A 1,589-nucleotide genomic window follows, 5' to 3' on the forward strand; every position below is an offset into this window, starting at 1 on the left:
GACGGCGTCAGCGGCCACGCCGAAAATTTTGCCGCCGTGGCGCTGACCGCACCCGCCACGCCCGGCACCATTATCCCCGTGCGCCTCGCAGCGCGCGACGGCGACCGCATGATCGCCACCCAAATCGAAGCAAAGGATATCGCCGCATGACCGGCAAAAGCTGGAGCGAACGGCTGCTCGGCGGATTTCGCCGTACCTCCGAACGGCTCGGCGAAAATCTCGCCGGGCTGACCGGCAAGGCGCGGCTCGACGAGGATGATCTCGACCGCATCGAGGAAGCGCTGATCACCGCCGACCTTGGCCCCGCGATGGCAGACCGCATCCGCAGCCGCCTCGCCGAACGCCGCGACATCGCCGCGAACGGCACCGAGGAGCTCCGCAAGGTCGTCGCCGAAGAAATCGCTGCGGTGCTCCGCCCGGTCGCCGAACCGCTCGACATCGACGCCTTCCCGCGCCCGCAGGTGATCCTCGTGATCGGGGTCAACGGGTCGGGCAAGACCACGACGATCGCCAAGCTCGCGCACCTGTTCCAGGAACAGGATTATGGCGTGATGCTCGTCGCGGGCGACACCTTCCGCGCGGCCGCCATCGGCCAGCTCAAGGTCTGGGCCGAGCGGCTCGGCGTGCCGATCATGGCCGGGCCCGAGGGCGGCGACAGCGCGGGCATCGTGTTCGATGCGGTAAAACAGGCGACCGCGACGGGGATCGACGTGCTGATCGTCGACACCGCCGGACGCCTCCAGAACAAGCGCGAGCTGATGGACGAGCTTGCCAAGATCAAGCGCGTGCTCGGCCGCCTCAACCCCGCGGCGCCGCACGATGTCGTGCTCGTGCTCGATGCGACGACGGGGCAGAATGCGCTGTCGCAGATCGACGTGTTCCGCGAGGTTGCAGGCGTAACCGGGCTCGTGATGACCAAGCTCGACGGCACCGCGCGCGGCGGCGTGCTCGTGTCCGCCGCCGAGCGCCACGGGCTTCCTATCCACGCGATCGGTATCGGCGAAACGATCGACGACCTTCGCCCGTTCGATGCGGACGAAATTGCGGGCATCATTGCAGGAAATATTCGATGAGCGACGTGCTTCCCACTGGCCCCGAAGCGGTCCCCGCACCGCCGCCGGCAAAGCATGGCTGGCTCAATTTCGTCATCGATTTCGGGCCGCTGCTCGTCTTCTTCCTTGCCTATAAATTCTCGTCGGGCGGCGAAGGCGCCTTTGCCGCGACGACCGCGGCGATCAAGGGCACCATCGCCTTCATGGTCGCGATCGTCATCGCGATGGCCGTGTCGAAATGGAAGCTCGGCAAGATTTCGCCGATGCTGTGGATGTCGAGCATCCTCGTCCTCGGTTTCGGTGCGCTGACCATCTGGTTCCACGACGAGCGCTTCATCGTGATGAAGCCGACGATCATCTATGCCGCCTTCGCGGTGCTGCTGCTCGGCGGATATTATTTCAAGAAGCCGATGCTCAAATATCTGCTGCAATCGGCGCTCGAGGGGCTGACCGACCGCGGCTGGCTGCTCCTCTCGCGCAACTGGGGCCTTTTCTTCGCCGCGCTCGGCATCGCCAACCATGTGATGTACGAGATGA

Annotated in this window: 2 protein-coding genes; both read left to right on the forward strand. The window is 65.4% G+C overall.

Annotated elements, in window-relative coordinates; all coding sequences use genetic code 11:
• Positions 1–146 precede the first annotated feature (146 nt).
• Positions 147–1,073 (forward strand): signal recognition particle-docking protein FtsY, encoded by a 927-nt coding sequence (gene ftsY / locus VGD20_RS00900; RefSeq protein ID WP_331132650.1) that lies wholly within the window; start codon positions 147–149, stop codon positions 1,071–1,073.
• A partial coding sequence (locus VGD20_RS00905; protein WP_331132651.1) for an inner membrane-spanning protein YciB occupies positions 1,070–1,589 on the forward strand: 520 nt, incomplete at its 3' end. The genes ftsY and VGD20_RS00905, both read left to right, overlap by 4 nt.

Source organism: Sphingopyxis sp., from assembly GCF_036402335.1.
Taxonomy (GTDB): domain Bacteria; phylum Pseudomonadota; class Alphaproteobacteria; order Sphingomonadales; family Sphingomonadaceae; genus Sphingopyxis.

Coding starts and splice junctions, on each gene's coding strand:
- ftsY (WP_331132650.1), top strand. CDS start 147: ATGACCGGCAAAAGCTGGAGCGAACGGCTGCTCGGCGGATTTCGCCGT.